Source organism: Oscillospiraceae bacterium (assembly GCA_025757985.1).
GTDB lineage: Bacteria > Bacillota > Clostridia > Oscillospirales > Ruminococcaceae > Gemmiger.
This window is the reverse complement of the sequence record CP107210.1, coordinates 460855-477642: the sequence shown is the minus strand read 5'-3', so window position 1 is coordinate 477642 and position 16788 is coordinate 460855. Positions and strand designations below refer to the sequence as shown.

The following is a 16788-nucleotide window of genomic DNA, read 5'->3' as shown; positions in this document are numbered from 1 at the left end:
ACAATTTACGACATGGTAAATTCTGTCTCTCCGAAATGCAGCTGCTCTGCTTCTCCGGGTGCGGGTGCCGCTATGACCCCCAGTGTCAGCAATACCGGATAGAGATAGCTTGCCCCATAGAAGCCAAGCTTTTTAGGGCCGCTGATCTCAATCCCCGCCTCCTCCAGGGCGGAAATTTTTCCCAGTGCGTTTGCTACGGTAGAGACCGTGATAGACTTCTGCCGTCGATCCACAAACAGCTCCCCGCCCCGGATCGTGTAGGTAAAGGGCAGACCCTTGGCTGTGTGAAATACCTCCTGTTGGTGCTGCTGCAGCAGTGCCCAGACAGCATCAATCGAATCTGCCATGGCGCGTTACCTCCCTAGTATAACGGATAAACAAACGGAAACTCAATGTACAAAAAACACCGCATGACCAAAATCATGCGGTGGAATTGGACAGGTTACTTCTTCTGTCCGAAACGGTATTCGGTGCCTTTGCGCAGCCGCTCAATGTTGGAGCGGTGCAGCCAGATAACCATAGCGGCCATAAGGCAGCAACAAATCGTGCTGAACACAACTGTCGGCACGCCTGCGCCGTGCGCGATGAGGTTGATGAGGGTACCGACAGGGTACAGAGCAGCGATGATAATGCTGCCAAGCGAGACGATATGGGTAATCGCAACCTCGATCAGGAAAACAACCAGCAGGACTGCACAGACGAGCGGCTCGGTGGCAAGCGCCGCACCGGCACCCACCAGAACGCCCTTGCCGCCCTTGAAGCCGAAGAAAATCGGGCGGCTGTGGCCGATCATGCAGAAGATGGCGGCCAGATACGCACCGCAGACGGGGTCCAGCGGATTCTGCCAGGCCGCACCTGTGCCGGAGAGCAGCGCGTCAAAGATAAAGCGGCCCAGGTTGACGGCGGCCACGCTCTTGCCCACATCGCCGATGGTGGTGAACACAGCGGGCAGCTTGCCGTAGGTGCGCAGCACATTCGTCATGCCGGCGTTGCCGCTGCCATGGTTGCGCACATCATCGTTGTACATGACTTTAGAAATCAGCACGCCGAACAGGATACTGCCCAGCAGGTAACCGCCTGCTGCGGTCAGCACGCAGGCCAGAAGGATATTTTTCACCATGGGTTACACCTTCCCTGCTTTGACCGCGCCGTCGCCGTGCTCGCGGGTGATCATCTTGATGGGGGTGCCGGTCAGACCGAAGGTCTCTCGGATCTGGTTTTCCAGATAACGCTGGTACGAGAAATGGAACAGAGCCTTCTGGTTGACGAAGCAGACGAACGTCGGCGGGCGGGTCGAAATCTGAGTAATATAGAACACCTTCAGACGCTTGCCCTTGTCGGACGGCGGCTGGACCTTGGCGGTGGCACGGGCCAGCATCTCATTCAGCGCACCGGTGGGCACGCGGGTGCCGTTCTGGACATCGACAAAATGAATGGTTTCAAACAGCTTATCGACACGCTGGCCGGTCTTGGCGCTGATGAAGATGATGGGGGCATAGGACATGAAGCTGAAGTCCTCCTCCAGCTTTTTGCGCATGGCGTCCATCGTGTAGCTGTCCTTCTCGACAGCGTCCCACTTGTTGACGGCGATGATGCAGGCCTTACCCTGCTCGTGGGCATAGCCCGCGACCTTGGAGTCCTGCTCGGTAAAGCCGACCGTGGCGTCGATCATGATGACGCAGACACGGCTGCGCTCGACCGCGGCCAGACTGCGCAGAACGCTGTAGCGCTCCACGCCGCTCTCCACCTTGCCGCGCTTGCGCAGACCAGCGGTATCGGTAAAGACGAACTTGCCATACTTGTTCTCGACCATTGTGTCGATGGCATCGCGGGTGGTGCCTGCCTCGTTGGCAACGATGAGACGGTTTTCGCCCAGAATGTGGTTGATCAGGCTGGACTTGCCGACATTGGGGCGGCCGATGACAGCAACGGTGATGCGGTCATCGGTGTCCTCTTCCTCCTCCTCAAAATTGAGGTGAGCGCAGACGGCGTCCAGCAGGTCGCCGGTGCCGTGGCCATGTACGCCGGAGACCGGGATCAGCTCACCGAGGCCGAGGCTGTAAAAATCATACAGCTCCATCGGCGGCTCGCCGACCTTGTCGCACTTGTTGACGGCCAGCACCACGGGCTTGCCGCTGCGCATCAGCATACTGGCAACATCCTGATCCTGCGGCGTCACACCGGCGGACAGCTCAGTCACCATGACGATGCAGTCGGCGGAGTCGATGGCCAACTGGGCCTGCTCACGCATGTGGGCCAGCAGGCCGTCATCAATGCGGGGCTCTATGCCGCCGGTGTCCACCAGCAGGAACTTGTGGCCGGACCATTCGCAATCGCAGAAGATACGGTCGCGGGTAACGCCCGGCGTGTCCTCGACAATGGCGAGGCGCTGGCCGGTCAGCTTATTGAAAATGGTGGACTTACCCACATTGGGGCGGCCCACAATGGCTACGATCGGTTTTGCCATGTCTGCCTTCCTCCCTCTTATCGTTTGAGTTTAATCTTGCGTTTATGACTGCTCAGGTATGCCTTACAGCACCCGCCGCCATCGGTGGGGATGCTGATAGCACGGCAGCCCAGCTCCCTGCCAAGCTGCTCGAGCGTGATGTCGTCCAGAAACTGGCCCTTTTCATCGCGAACCATAACCTCGGGCACGGCGAGCAGGTCGCTCTGCAGCCTGCCACGGCACTGCCTGATGATGTCGGTGCCGGTCACAAGCCCCGCCACGCTGACATTGCCGCCGAAGAATTCATTGCGGATCGCGTGGACTGTGACCTGCACCTGCGGATATTTCCGCATCAGGGCCTCGGCGCAGTCTTGGATGAGCGGTGCAGCGAGCGTGCCTGTTACAACATCAAGACTGTGCGGCAGCACAAGGCCCGCGTAGTTATCCAGCTCCTCCATGAAGGTGTCATGGTAGAGCCGCCACATGCCGACCCCGTCCTCCAGCTGGGCAAATTCATCGTAGAATTCTGCCGGGGGGATCGGGCGCTCAGCGGTGAGATACCACTCGTCACTGGGATAGACGATGCTGCGGCCGTACTCGGCGCGGCATCGGGCCGCGAATTCCTCGAGTATATCGAGCGTGGCGGCGGCGCTTTCCTTATCATACGCGGTAAGCTTGTACAGGCCCTTTCGGTAATCGGTCACGCCGGCCGGCACAGCGGCGATGCTGCCCACCCGGGGGTGCAGGGCCAAAAGATCCTGCAGGGTGCGGCGCAGTTCCTCCCCGTCATTGATGCCGCGGCACAGCACCAGCTGACAGTTCAGCTCAATGCCGCCCGCCGCAAGTTTGGGAAGATACTGCAGTACCTCACCGCCGCGCTTGTTGGCCAGCATCCGCACCCGCAGCTGCGGGTTGGTAGTGTGGACTGATACAAAAATGGGGCTGATGTGCATCTGGATGATGCGGTCGATCTCATGCTCTGACAGGTTTGTCAGTGTGATATAGTTGCCAAACAGAAAGCTGAGGCGCTCGTCATCGTCCTTGAAGTAGAGCGGTTCCCGCATACCGGGCGGCAGCTGATCAATAAAGCAGAACATGCAGTGATTGGAACAGCTGTGCTTTTCATCGCCCAGATAGGTCTTGAAGTTGCAGCCAAGCGGCTCATACTCCCCTTTTTCTACCTGCACGGTACGGTGCTGCTCATGCTCACACAGGGCAAGCGAAAACTGAGCCGGCGTTGTATAGAACTGATAGTCCAGTGCATCGTTCAGGGGGTGGCCATCGATGGCCAGCAGGGCGCAGCCCACGGAAATACCCAGCCTTTCTGCGGGGGAATTTTCATCTACTGCCGTCACATACAGGGCCATTCGTCACACTCCTCTTCCGATGGTTATTCAACAAAAAATGGGGAAGGCATCGCCCTCCCCACGCAAGAGACTTACGCCTCTTTCTTGATGACTTCCTGGCCTTTGTAGTAGCCACACTTGCCGCAAACCTTATGGGGAACCTTCAGTTCGCCACACTGCGGGCACTTCACCAGCGTAGGCGCCTCCAGTTTCCAGACATTAGAGCGACGTTTATCGCGGCGGGCTTGAGAATGCTTTCTCTTGGGTACGATAGCCATAATCGGACACCTCCTTGGTGAAATTCAACTTAATAGTTGTTTTAATATGCTAAGCCTTGCATCTGCAGGGGCAGCATCGTCTGCCGGCTGGCAGGAACACCCTGCCGCCTTCTTCTTGCCGCAGATGGGGCATAGACCTTGACAATCAGCACTGCACAGCAGCACTGCGGGAACCTCAAAGATCAGCTCCTGATAAGCCAGCTCCTCAAGGTCGAGACAATCCTTTTCATTGCACGGCAGTTCAAAATCAGGGTCATCCAGATCACGATCCCGCACAAAATACTCGCGCTCAAAATCGTAATCACGGCTCAACGGCTCAAGGCAACGCGCACACTCGGCATCAACATGTGCCTTTACATGCAACAGCAACGCTGCGCCTTCCTCGGTGAGCGTCGCCGTAAAGTCACATATGGCCGGGGCGTTTACACGGTATCCCCCGAAATCCGCCTGTGAAAAGTCAGCCTCATAATGCGCCGCATAGGGCTTTCGGCCGCTTTCCAGAAATGAACGAAGATCAAATTGCATAGTACACCTCAAAAGGTTGCTTAAATAGTATACACAAGCTGAGGGGTCTTGTCAACACATAAAACACAAAAACTTGATATTTTTTAAGATTTTCTGCACAAAATCAGGGCGGGAAGCACTTCCCCGCCCTGAAATCTCAAATCCAGTGGTTCAGACCGTTCAGATAACGAACTTCTTCAGCTCCTCCGGCAGATCGGCTGCGTCAGCGGAAACCGTGACAACGACCTCGATGTTGGAGGTGATCTTGTCGATTGCGTTCAGAACCTTGACAGCAGCGTCCATATCGTGGTCGATGATGCGCAGGATGCCGTCGATGAACAGCTCGGTAATATCGTAGTTGCCTGCCAGCACGCCTGCCACAAAGCCATACAGCATATCAGCACCGGCAACGCCATACTCGTCAACGTCTACCAGACGGGCGGAGTGGTTGATCTCGGTGGTGAGCTTCATGCACTTTTCAATGACAACAATGTTGCCGGAGGTGGTCTTGACGGCCTTGTCGATCATGTCGATCATGGTCTTGGTCTTACCGGAGCCTTTGGTTCCAACAATCAGTTTCAGCATAGGGGGTTACCTCCTTATATTCGTCAGCGCGTATAACGCGTAGTTCCTTAGTCTTTCAGGGCTGCTTCCAGCTCTGCCTTACGGTCCTCATAGCCGGGCTTGCCCAGCAGGGCGAACATATTCTTTTTGTAGCTCTCAACGCCGGGCTGGTCAAACGGGTTGACGCTCAGCAGATAGCCGGAGACTGCGCAGGCCTTCCAGAAGAAGTAGATCAGCTCGCCGACATCGTGGGCGGAAAGGCTGTCTACCTCGATCAGGCCCAGCGGCACACCGCCATCGGTATGGGCAAGGATCGTGCCCTCCATCGCCTTGCGGTTGACAACGCTCATATTCTGATTTGCGAGGAAGTTCAGGCCGTCAAAGTTGCCCTCCAGCTCCTCAATGTAGAAGTCCTCGCGGGTGTTCTTCACATCCACATAAGTTTCAAACATGACGCGGGCGCCGTCCTGCAGGAACTGGCCCATCGAGTGCAGATCGGTGGAGAAGATGCAGGAGGTGGGCATCAGGCCCTTCTGATCCTTGCCCTCGCTCTCGCCGAAGAGCTGCTTGTACCACTCGTTCATCATGGTAAAGTCAGGCTCAAAGCAGGCCAGCGTTTCCACGCTGCGGCCCTTGCGGTACAGGATATTGCGGGTCATGGCGTAGCGATAGGCATCGTTATCCATGCTCAGCTTGCCGAACTTCTCGCGGCCATCGGCAGCACCTTGCATCAGCGCATCAATGTCAATGCCGGCGCAGGCGATAGGCAGAAGGCCCACGGCGGTCAGGACGGAATAACGGCCGCCGACATCATCGGGAACCACAAAGGTCGGCCAGCCCTGCTCGGTGGCCAGCTGCTTCAGCGTGCCTTTGGCGCGGTCAGTGGTAGCGTAGATACGCTTGTTGGCCTCCTCGACGCCAACGGAATCCTCCAAAAGCTTGCGCAGCACACGGAAAGCGAGGGCAGTCTCGGTGGTGGTACCGGACTTGGAGATGACATTGATGGAGAAACGCTTGCCCTTCGTCAGCTTGATGATGTCATTGAGCGCGGTCGGGCTGATGGTATTGCCGCAGAAGTAGATCTTCAGGCCGTCATCAACCTCATTGTGGTACAGGCCCTTGACGGCCTCGACCACGGCGCGGGCGCCCAGATAGGAGCCGCCGATGCCGGCGACCAACAGCACATCGGAGTCAGAACGAATCTTCTGCGCGGCCTCCTTGATGCGGGCAAACTCCTCCTTGTCATAAGCAACAGGCAGGTCAAGCCAACCCAAGAAGTCATTGCCGGCACCGGTTTTGGTTTCCAGCTGCTTATGGGCCAACTCGACCTGCGGATAGATTGCCTCATATTCTTCAGGACGGATGAATTTTGTAAGATGCTTACCGTTAAAAGTAACAGCCATCTTGAACTCCTCCTTTGTTATTTTTATATCCCAATCATACCGTTTTCTGTCGGTATTGTCAAGCAAAAACCGGGGGCTTTTTTCGACTTTTTCATGAAATTTGCACAAAATCAGTTTTGCAGGATGAGGCTTTCGGCCAGTCTGCGCAGGCAGTAGCCGAAACTTAACGCTTCAGCGTCCTGCGCCGCTGTGATGGGGTAGGACTGCAGCTCAGCGCCGCCGTTTCGTATCGTCACGCGCCCCACCGTCTGCCCCGCCGCTATGGGTGCCGTCAGACTTTCGGGCAGCTCCACAACCGCCTGCAGCGTGCCGCCCTCCCCCTTCGGCATCAGGTAGCGCCCCGGTGCTGCGTAGGTCAGTGCCACCGCGTCCGTAACGCCGCGCTTGATCGGGAGGGTCTGGGGCGCATCGGCAGGCAGCTCTGCCTCGGCGCTTTCAAAGTGTGAAAACCCATAGTCCAGCAGCGTAGTGGCTGCCTGAAACCGCTCCTTGCCGGAGGCTGCACCCAGCACTACCGCAATCAGCCGCAGGCCGTCCCGCTCGGCACTGGCCGAGATGCAGACGCCCGCCTTGCCGGTCGTGCCGGTTTTCAGACCGGTGATGCCGGTATAGCTTTTCAGCAGTTTATTTGTGTTGACAAGCTGCGTAGCGCCGCCGCGCAGGGTGTCAATCCAGACGGAGCAGTAATCCCGTACCTCGCTATGGTGAAGCAGTATTTCACGGCTCATCAGAGCTACATCACGGGCGCTGGACAGATGCCCCTCTGCATCAAGGCCGCAGGCGTTGACAAAGTGGGTGTTTGTCATGCCAAGCTCTGCGGCGCGGGCATTCATCTGCTCAGCAAAAGCAGTCTCACTGCCGCCGATATATTCAGCCACCGCCACGGCGGCATCGTTGGCGCTTGAAATGCAGATCGCCTTGAGCATCTCCTTCAGCGTCATCTGTTCCCCCGGCTCCAGCCAGATCTGGCTGCCGCCCATATGGTAGGCGTGTTCACTGACAGGGACAGCATCGTCAAGCCGCACCCTGCCCGCCTCCAATGCTTCAAAGGTCAGCAGCAGCGTCATGACCTTGGTGATAGAGGCAATGGGGCGGCGGTCATCGGCGTTCTTTTCATATAATACGGTGCCGGAGTCCTCATCGATCAGGATAGCCGCCGCACAGGGCAGGTCAAAATCAGCCGCCGTTGCCGGGGTGACGCCTTCCGCCGAGGCCGGAAAGGCGCGCAGAATCGAAAGCGCTGCCAGCATCAGGCAGAGCAGCAGAGTCACAGCACGGTTTTTCATCGCAGCACACCTCCGGCGCAAATCGCTTTGTATAAAGCTATGCGGTCATGTTCCGAATTAGTATTGCGCTTTGCTTCAGATTCCATTATAATAAATTGTATCTGTACACTCTATTGAAAGTAAAGGAATCACAAACCATGCGGGTAACTTTTTACACCTTGGGCTGCAAGGTAAACCAGAACGAGACCGGCGCGCTGGCGCAGCTGTTTGAGGAGAACGGCTACACCGTTGTCTCCAATGAGGAAAGCGCCGATGTCTATATCGTCAACAGCTGCACTGTGACAAACTTCGGCGATCAGAAAAGCCGCAAGTGGCTGCGCCGCGCCAAGCGCGAGAATCCCGGTGCCGTGACGGTGCTGACCGGGTGCTACCCGCAGGCCTTCCCCGAGGAGGCCGCCGAAATTGCCGAGGCCGATGTCGTGACCGGCTCCGGCAACCGCCGCGCCATTCTGGCCGATGTACAGAAGGTGCTGGACGGCGAGACCGAGCGTGTGGTGGACATCCGCCCGCACGAAAAGGGAGAGCGGTTCGAGGAACTGCCGATGGACAAATTTGCCGAGCACACCCGCGCCTTTGTCAAGGTGGAGGACGGCTGCAACCGCCGCTGTGCCTACTGCGTGATCCCCCGCGCCCGCGGGCCGGTGCGCAGCCGTGACGAGGCCAGCATACTGGACGAGCTGCGCCGCTTGGCGGATGCCGGCTACAAGGAGGTCGTGCTGACGGCCATCAGCCTGCCCAGCTACGGCACCGACAGCGGCACAAGCCTTGCAGAGTTGATTGAGAAGGCGGCCGCCGTGCCCGGTATTGAGCGTATCCGTCTGGGCAGTCTGGACCCCGATATGCTGCACGATGAGGATATTCGCCGGATGGCTGCGGTGAAAAAGCTCTGCCCGCAGTTCCACCTGAGCCTGCAGAGCGGCTGTGATAAGACGCTGCGCGCGATGCGGCGCCCCTACACTACCGCGCAGTATGCCGAGATTGCTGATAAGCTGCGTGAAGCCTTCGGCGCGGAAAATGTCAGCTTTACCACCGATGTCATCGTAGGATTCCCCGGCGAGACCGAGGAGGATTTTGAAGCCAGCATGGCCTTTGTGACGGGCATGCGTTTTTTGAAGGTGCATGTGTTCCCCTACTCCCGCCGCGAGGGTACGGCAGCCTACGATTTTCCGGACCAGCTGCCCGAGCATGAGAAGGAGGCCCGCAGCCGCCGCATGACTGCCGCCGTGGAGGAGGTGCGTGCCGCTGAGGTGCGTGCCGTACAGGGCCGCACCGCCAGTGTGCTGCTGGAGACCCCACTGTCCGCCACGATGTTCACCGGCTATACGCGGCAGTATCTGCCCGTGCTGGTCAACGCGCCGGGCTGCAAGACCGGCGATATTGTAGAGGTAACACTCGGCGAATGGGACGGCAAGCGCTGCCGTGCAGCGATTGTGTAAACCATGTAGCTGTAGGAGATGATGCTCGCATAGACCCCTGCAAATTCAGTATGCCGCCATGCAGCAAAAAGAAATCTACCCACGCGCAGGAAAATTTCTGGATTTTGCAGGGATTTTCCTGCTTTTTTGTTGCCTGCCCTCTTGCAATAAATACGGTTTTTTGGTAAAATTTTAACAGGAGCGGGTTTGCCCGCCGACAAGTCACTTTTGTAGCAAACGGAGCAATTAAAAAGGAGCAAAAACAATGAGAGGCATTTATACACCCGTAACGGATATCCGTCGTAAGGTGTTCACTGAGGTTGCCCGCATGGCCTATGAGGTCAACGAGCTTTCCGATTACGAGAAGCTGATGCGTGAGCTGCCCTTCAAAATTATTCCCGGTGAGGAAAAGTCCCTGCGCAGCAGCATCTTTCTGGAGAGAGCTATCATCTCTGAGCGCGTCCGTCTGGCCATGGGCATGTCCCTGCGCCCGCTGGACGAGAGCGTCCCTGCCAGCGAGGGCTTGGAGCACAGCGTCATCGCCGACAAGTACTACGAGCCGCCGCTGATCAATGTTATCAAGTTCGCCTGCAACGCCTGCCCGGAGAAGATCATCAAGGTCACGGCCATGTGTCAGGGCTGCCTTGCTCACCCCTGTCAGGAGGTCTGCCCGAAGCATGCCATCAGCTTCCGCAACGGCAAGAGCCACATCGACCAGAGCCTCTGCGTCAAGTGCGGCCGCTGCGTCAACAGCTGCCCTTACAGCGCCATTGTTAAGACCGAGCGTCCCTGCGCTGCGGCCTGCGGCATGGGTGCCATCCACTCCGATGCACACGGCCGTGCCGAGATTGACTACGATAAGTGCGTTTCCTGCGGCATGTGTCTTGTCAACTGCCCGTTCGGCGCCATCGTTGACAAGGGCCAGATCTTCCAGCTGATCCAGTCCATCAAGCGCGGCGATGAGGTTGTTGCTATCGTTGCCCCCGCTTTCATCAACCAGTTCCCCGGCATGACCCCCTCCAAGCTGAAGGAAGCCATGCGTCAGCTGGGCTTTGCCGATGTGGACGAGGTTGCCATCGGTGCTGACCTTTGCACCATCGACGAGGCCAAGGACTTTATGGAAGAGGTCCCCGGCAAGATCCCGTTCATGGGTACGTCCTGCTGCCCGGCCTGGAGCGTTATGGCCAAGAAGCTCTTCCCCGAGCAGGCCGAGTGCATCAGCATGGCCATGACCCCCATGGTGCTGACCGCCCGCCTCATCAAGAAGGAAAAGCCCAACGCCCGCATCTGCTTCGTCGGCCCCTGCGCCGCCAAGAAGCTGGAGGCCAGCCGCCGCTCCGTCCGCAGTGAGGTCGACTTCGTTCTGACCTTTGAGGAACTGATGGGCCTGTTTGAGGCCAAGTCCGTTGACTTTGCCTCCCTGCCTGACAACCCGGCAGACGCCTTCAACAATGCCAGTGCCGATGCCCGCGGCTTTGCTGCCTCCGGCGGCGTTGCGCAGGCCGTTGTGAACGCCATCAAAAAGATGGATCCCGACCGCGAGGTCAAGGTCATGAGCGCACAGGGTCTGGCCGACTGCAAAAAGATGATGATGATGGCCAAGGCCGGCAAGTACAACGGTTACCTACTGGAGGGTATGGCCTGCCCCGGCGGCTGCATTGCCGGTGCCGGTACGCTGGCTGACCCCGCCAAGAGCGTTGCCATGCTGAACAAGTACAAGAACGAAGCCAGCATGAAGGTTGCCACCGAGACCCCGTATCAGGATTCTCTCAACCTGCTGCACTACTAATTTATAAATAGCAAACGCCCTGTGGAGTGATTCGCTCCACAGGGCGTTTTGTTTTACAAAAAATTATTTATGGTATTTCATTCCCGCATTGATCGTGCAGGCGCGGTAGAGCTGTTCCGTCAAGACAAGGCGGGCAAGCTGGTGAGGCAGCGTGATGCGCCCCAGACTGATGCGTGCCTGCGCCGCGCGCTTAACACTGTCGTCCAGCCCGTGGGAGGAGCCGATGACAAAGGCCATATCCCCTGCACCGCTCATGGCACGGTCGGCGATCATAGCAGCCAGATCCTCACTCGACACCTGTTTGCCCTCCACACAGAGCGCGACAAGATACACGCCCTTGCGCACCGATGCAAGGATGGCCTCGCCCTCCTTCTGCAGGGCTTTGGCTATCTGCTTATCGCTGGCATTTTTGTCCGCGATCTGTACCTCCGGCAACTCCACGATGCGGAAGTTGCAGAAGCCGCCCAATCGTTTCTGGTACTCGGCCACACCGGCCGCAAAGTAGGCGGCGTTCATCTTGCCGATACAGATCAAATCAATATTTTGCATGGTAGCCCCCTTAAAACTCGATGTACGGGCTTACCTCGTTGCGGGACTGCGTCTGGATCAGCACATCCCGTCCCGGCTGTATGCCCGCCGCAAGCAGCACATTGTACACGGTGGTCATCACCAGCTCAGGCGAATTATTCGTCTGGCTCAGGTGGCACAGTGCGAATTTCTTACAGCCGTCCTGAATGAGATCCAGAATTTCCGCTGCGCAGGCCTTGTTGTCAAGGTGGCCGCGGTCACTGGCGATGCGCACCTTCAGATAATAGGGGTACGGCCCGCCGTGCAGGCTGAAGGCATCATAGTTTGCCTCAAGCGCCACAAGGTCACAGCCCATCAGCTTGTCCTGCACCACCGGTGTCAAATAGCCGAGGTCTGTTGCCAGTGCCATGACATGACCGTCCGCCGTGCGGATGCGATAGCCGCAGCAGGGCACATCATGGCTGGTGGGAAAGCTTGTCACCGTGAAATCACCGATTTCCAGCGTCTGGCCGTCCACGGGAACGGCGTCCACTGCCGGCGGGATTGTACCGCGTGAGGCAAGCGTGTCCAGCGTGTCGGCGCAGCCGTACAGCGGGATAGGGTGCTTTTTCAGAAAGGTATCGAGTCCGGAAACATGGTCAGAATGCTCATGGGTGATCAGGATGCCCACACAGTCACTGACCGCCAGACCGAGGGATTTCAAGGCTGTAAGGGTCGTGCGGCAGCTTTTGCCCATATCAATAAGCAGATATTGCTGACCGCAGCGGACAAGCCCGCAGTTTCCGGAGGAGCCTGAATACAGGGTGGTGAAATATGCCATTTATTCTTCCTAACGCTTTCCATAAAAATTGGGCCGCCAGAAAGCGGCCCAAAGTGCTTTTACATTGCCCGGCTCACAGCGTTGGCCGGAATCTCGACGCGGCGGATGTCCGCCCCCAGTGCCTGCAGCTTCTCTACGATGTTCTCGTAGCCGCGCTCGATGTGAATCGTTTCGTCGACCTCGCTGACACCGTTGGCGGCAAGGGCGGCCATAACCATGGCAGCACCGGCCCGCAAATCGGTTGCGCGCAGCGGCGCGGGGTGCAGCTCACGCACGCCCTCAATGACGGCCACCTGACCGTCCACCTGAATGTTAGCCCCCATGTGGACCAGTTCATCCACATAGCGGAAGCGGTTCTCCCAGATGCCCTCCGTCACGATGGAGGTACCCTTTGCCAGCGTCAGCAGCGCCGTCATAAGAGGCTGCATATCCGTTGGGAAACCGGGATGCGGCATCGTCTTGAGCTTGAGCGGCTTCAGCTCTCCGCTGCGGGTGATGCGCAATGCATCGTCAAATTCTTCGATCTCACAGCCTGCAGCCCGCAGTTTGGCCGTAATAGGCTCCATGTGCTTGGGGATGACATTGTGCAGCATGATGTCACCCTTTGTGATGGCGGCGGCCACCATATAGCTGCCTGCCTCGATCTGGTCAGGAATGATGGAATAGTTGCAGCCATGCATCTGTTTGACGCCGTGGACCTTAATGACATCGGTACCGGCGCCGTGTACATCAGCACCCATCATGTTCAGGAAGTTGGCAAGATCTACGATATGCGGCTCACGCGCAACATTTTCAAGGACAGTCGTGCCCTCGGCCAGCACGGCAGCCAGCATGGCATTCATCGTGGCGCCAACAGAAACCGTGTCGAAAAAGACATGTGCGCCTGTCAGATGCTCAGCCTTGACATGAATCTGGCCGTACTCAACGGAATCCTCTGCCCCGAAGGCGGTAAAGGCCTTGAGATGCTGGTCAATGGGGCGCGGGCCAAGATTGCAGCCGCCCGGCATGGCAACCTGACCGGAGCCGAAGCGCCCGAGCAGCGCGCCCAGAAAATAGTAGCTGGCGCGCATCTGGCGGGACAGCTCGTTCGATACCTCGGTACATTCCAGATGGGTCGTATCGATCTCATAGGTACTGCGGCTGACCATGCGGATATTGGCACCCAGCTCGCTTAAAATCTGCAGGGATGCCATCACATCGCTGATGCAGGGCAGATTTTCAATCAGGCATTTTCCGCCTGCCAAAATCGTGGCGGGCAGTATTGCAACCGCGGCGTTCTTTGCGCCGCCAATGTTGACATCGCCAACCAGCGGCTTCCCTCCGCGAATAACATATTTCTCCAAGTGTAGCTCTCCTTTGTGCGGCGGTCTGTCCGACCCTCATTGCAGGGCAAACCTATAGTACACACTTTCCTAGATTATACAACATTTTGCGATGGTTGAAAAGTCCTGTTCTATATATTTGCAATAAATTTGTAAAATCGTACAAGTTGCAGGCCCGGCGGTGAAAGCTTTTTACAGAATCACATACCCGGGAACAGGGTGTAAGCACTGAACAAAACACCGTTACGGAGCATCTCAAAGTGGCAGTGGTTACCGGTGGAGTTGCCGGTAGAGCCGACATAGCCGATGGTCTGACCCTGCGTGACAGCCTGCCCCTGCGTGACCGCGATCTCGGACATATGGCCGTACAGCGTTTTGTAGCCGTTGCCGTGGTCGATCTCGACGTAGTTGCCGTAGGAGTAATGCCAGCCCGCTGCAATGACCGTGCCGGAGTCGGAGGCGATGATCGGCGTGTGGTAGGCAGCGCAGATGTCCGCGCCGCGGTGTCCGCCCGGAAGGCTTGCCCAGCGGCTGACATACTTGTAGCCCGGCACCGGCCAGATGAAGGAGCCGGAGCCGATCTTGGCAACCATGCCGCTCTTCAGCTTCGTGCCGGTCACGGTAATTTTCGGCGTGGCGGCCTGCAGCACATTGTAGGCCACAGCCTGACGGTCCGTCACGGTCCCGTCGATCATCGTGGTCTCATAGGTAATCTCCTCCGAGCCGTCAACACCCTCCTGCAGCGTCACGACCTTGCCGAAATCGTACTGGTCAGACTCAGAATTCTGGGTGTCATAGGGGATCGGAACCGTCTCGGTATCGCGGCGCACGACCTTGACCTTGATCAGCTCGGCCGAGGAGGCACCGGTCAGCAGAACAGTACCCTCCGGAATTTCCTGATCCAGCGTCAGCAGCTCCGGGTTCATCTGCGCCAGAGAGTCAAAGGAAACACCGGTCGTATAGACAACGCTCTGCACCGTATCCCCCTCCACGGCCGTGTAGGTGTGGATACCGCCGCCCTCCGTCAGGGCGCTGATAACATCGGCATAAGAGCTGATGGATTTCTGCAGATAAACGCCGTCCACAAGGCGGATGTTGTGCGCAAAGGCGGTGTAGACATTGCTGTCCATCGAATCCTCAAACGGTGCCTTTACATTCTCAAGATAGGTGCGCAGATGGTCACCCTCGGTCGTGACATAGAGCAGCTGATCGTCAACATAGACGGCCGTGCCGTTGATGATCTCATCGCTGGCGGTGCGCAGGATGGCGTTTGCGATCTCGCTCTCAGTCATCGTCTGACCGCCGATGGCCAGCGTATAGGTCGGGTAAACATCCCAGTTTGTATCCGCCGCATCGGAGCCGGCGGCCTGCAGCATACGCTTGGCCGTATTGATACGGGACTGCACATCTTCGCGGGCGTTTTCAAACACCTGCTCGCTCTCCACAGCACCGACATGCTCGCCGTCCACTTGAACATTCAGCACAAAATGCAGGCCCAGACCGCCGCGCACAACGACCACAAGCGCAGCCGCTGCCACAGCGGGCAGTATGTAGGTAATAGCGTTCCACAGAAGGACCGAATACTTACGGATACCGCTGGCCAGATAGCGTGCCTTGGCTGCGCGTACCTCCCCGGCACCGCTGTCCTCCAACTGCGCAGGCAGCTCATGTATATGGCGGATGCCCGATGCGATGCGAACAAAGGGGCCGGCCAGATCTTCGATCAGGGTGATCAGGCCGATCAGGATCGGGCGCAATACGATCAGAAGCAGATTCAGAACGGTATCCGCGATGCCGCGTACCACAGTGCTGACCTTACGGCGGACACACACACCGACATACTCGACCCAGAAGCCGACCATGTACAGCATGTCGCCGATCGCATTCCGGCGGTTGAGATCCTTCATATATTGGGAGGCTTTGCGGCGGTTTTCACTGCGCTTTTTCTCCTGATTGGTATGCGCAAAACGCTCGGCCGGCTTATCCGCCGTCTCGATGCGGTTTTCTTTTTCAGTTTGCGTGGGATTCAAAATACGGAAGCTCCTTTCCGTGTGAAGCGGTTTTGCAGCCCTCACTCACAGGGCAGCTGCATCAGGGTCCAGCCCTGCAGCAGGTTTTCAACTTCGGCCAGTGCGGTCATATCGGCAGGCAGTGCGCTCTCGACCCGGACGATTTTTGCTGTCAGCGGGTGTGCAAAGCAGATGATTCCGCAGTGCAGCGCATGGCGGGCAATCATTTTATCCGAGCCGCCGTAGAGAGAATCGCCTGCCAGCGGGTGGCCGATGTGGGCCATGTGTACCCGGATCTGGTGGGTGCGGCCGGTGCGCGGTATGCAGGCAACCAGACTGTGGCCGTGCCCTGCAGCCAAGACCGTGTATTCGGTCAGGCTGTACTTACCGTCCGCGCGCACGCAGCGGCCGATGATCGAATCACCGCGCCGCGCAATGGGGGCCTCGATACGGCCCGGACCGAGCGGCATCGTGCCCTCCACGATCGCAAGATAGCATTTACGGGCGCTGCCTGCCAGCAGCGGGGCAGCAAAAGCGTTCTGCGCGCAGAGCACCAGTCCGCTTGTGTTTTTATCAATGCGGTTTACAGGACGGAAAATACCGTCCTTCCCCTGCTGATGCAGCCGGTACAGCCAGCCGTTGGCCAGCGTGCCGTCCGGGTAATTCAGTGTGGGGTGTACGGCAATGCCGGCCGGCTTGTCCAGCACGGCGGCAAACGCATCCTCATAGGCAACGGAAAACGGCACAGGCTGCGGTACAACGCTTGTCTCCCGCTCTGGTGGGAGCGCGAAGCGGATACACTGGCCGGTATGCACCGGCTCATTCGTGCGGATGGCGCGGTCATCGGCAAAAAAGCCGTCCCCGTCATACTTGACGGATTTGATCAGCCCGGCCGTAACCCCCTGCATCCGCAGAAAGAGCCCCAGTCGGCAGCCATCGTTTTCCGGCGGCACGGTATATCGCAAAACGGTCACAGTGCCGCCCTCCTTAAAGCCTACTTGCGGGTATTATACCACAAAACCGCGCCGTATGCAAATCCCAATGTATGGAATGGTGCGCGCAAAAAAATGGCACAGCA

Annotated in this window: 16 protein-coding genes; 2 read left to right on the top strand and 14 right to left on the bottom strand. The window is 57.9% G+C overall.

The genetic code is table 11. The features are described from left to right. Positions 1-5: 5 nt before the first annotated feature. The 9 genes from OGM67_02365 to OGM67_02325 form a co-directional block, all read right to left on the bottom strand. A complete protein-coding gene (locus OGM67_02365; GenBank protein ID UYJ35199.1) occupies positions 6-347 on the bottom strand; it encodes a hypothetical protein in 342 nt (113 codons plus the stop codon). A gap of 95 nt (positions 348-442) precedes the next feature. Continuing rightward, positions 443-1120: a glycerol-3-phosphate 1-O-acyltransferase PlsY gene (gene plsY, locus OGM67_02360; protein UYJ35198.1), complete on the bottom strand. Its 678-nt coding sequence runs from the start codon at positions 1118-1120 to the stop codon at positions 443-445. A 3-nt stretch (positions 1121-1123) separates the two neighbouring features. Next, positions 1124-2467 (bottom strand): ribosome biogenesis GTPase Der, encoded by a 1344-nt coding sequence (gene der, locus OGM67_02355; protein UYJ35197.1) that lies wholly within the window; start codon positions 2465-2467, stop codon positions 1124-1126. Between the two features lie 17 nt (positions 2468-2484). Beyond that, entirely contained in the window at positions 2485-3813 is a 1329-nt protein-coding gene (locus tag OGM67_02350) for a DUF512 domain-containing protein (GenBank protein UYJ35196.1), read from the bottom strand. 71 nt (positions 3814-3884) lie between these two features. Next, positions 3885-4070 (bottom strand): 50S ribosomal protein L32, encoded by a 186-nt coding sequence (gene rpmF / locus OGM67_02345; GenBank protein ID UYJ35195.1) that lies wholly within the window; start codon positions 4068-4070, stop codon positions 3885-3887. Positions 4071-4094: 24 nt separating this feature from the next. Next, positions 4095-4595, bottom strand: a complete 501-nt coding sequence (locus OGM67_02340; protein ID UYJ35194.1) for a YceD family protein — start codon at positions 4593-4595, stop codon at positions 4095-4097. A gap of 159 nt (positions 4596-4754) precedes the next feature. Continuing rightward, a complete protein-coding gene (locus OGM67_02335; GenBank protein ID UYJ35193.1) occupies positions 4755-5159 on the bottom strand; it encodes a type IV pilus twitching motility protein PilT in 405 nt (134 codons plus the stop codon). 47 nt (positions 5160-5206) lie between these two features. Then, entirely contained in the window at positions 5207-6541 is a 1335-nt protein-coding gene (locus OGM67_02330) for a glucose-6-phosphate isomerase (GenBank protein ID UYJ35192.1), read from the bottom strand. A 110-nt stretch (positions 6542-6651) separates the two neighbouring features. Beyond that, entirely contained in the window at positions 6652-7827 is a 1176-nt protein-coding gene (locus OGM67_02325; GenBank protein UYJ35191.1) for a D-alanyl-D-alanine carboxypeptidase, read from the bottom strand. 137 nt (positions 7828-7964) lie between these two features. On the opposite strand from OGM67_02325, the gene mtaB reads away from it, so the two are divergent. Then, the gene (gene mtaB, locus OGM67_02320; GenBank protein UYJ35190.1) at positions 7965-9263 is read left to right on the top strand and encodes a tRNA (N(6)-L-threonylcarbamoyladenosine(37)-C(2))-methylthiotransferase MtaB; all 1299 of its coding nucleotides are present in this window, start codon (positions 7965-7967) and stop codon (positions 9261-9263) included. Between the two features lie 244 nt (positions 9264-9507). Continuing rightward, positions 9508-11031, top strand: coding sequence for a 4Fe-4S dicluster domain-containing protein (locus tag OGM67_02315; protein UYJ35189.1), 1524 nt, complete (start codon positions 9508-9510; stop codon positions 11029-11031). A gap of 63 nt (positions 11032-11094) precedes the next feature. Here OGM67_02315 and OGM67_02310 read toward each other — a convergent pair whose 3' ends face one another. From OGM67_02310 to OGM67_02290, 5 genes are all read right to left on the bottom strand, one after another. Then, positions 11095-11580, bottom strand: a complete 486-nt coding sequence (locus OGM67_02310; protein ID UYJ35188.1) for a 23S rRNA (pseudouridine(1915)-N(3))-methyltransferase RlmH — start codon at positions 11578-11580, stop codon at positions 11095-11097. Between the two features lie 10 nt (positions 11581-11590). Further along, a complete protein-coding gene (locus OGM67_02305) occupies positions 11591-12379 on the bottom strand; it encodes an MBL fold metallo-hydrolase (GenBank protein ID UYJ35187.1) in 789 nt (262 codons plus the stop codon). A gap of 59 nt (positions 12380-12438) precedes the next feature. Next, a complete protein-coding gene (locus tag OGM67_02300) occupies positions 12439-13722 on the bottom strand; it encodes a UDP-N-acetylglucosamine 1-carboxyvinyltransferase (GenBank protein UYJ35186.1) in 1284 nt (427 codons plus the stop codon). Between the two features lie 179 nt (positions 13723-13901). Then, positions 13902-15731 (bottom strand): peptidoglycan DD-metalloendopeptidase family protein, encoded by a 1830-nt coding sequence (locus OGM67_02295; protein UYJ35185.1) that lies wholly within the window; start codon positions 15729-15731, stop codon positions 13902-13904. A gap of 41 nt (positions 15732-15772) precedes the next feature. Beyond that, the gene (locus tag OGM67_02290) at positions 15773-16684 is read right to left on the bottom strand and encodes an RluA family pseudouridine synthase (protein UYJ35184.1); all 912 of its coding nucleotides are present in this window, start codon (positions 16682-16684) and stop codon (positions 15773-15775) included. Positions 16685-16788: the final 104 nt, after the last annotated feature.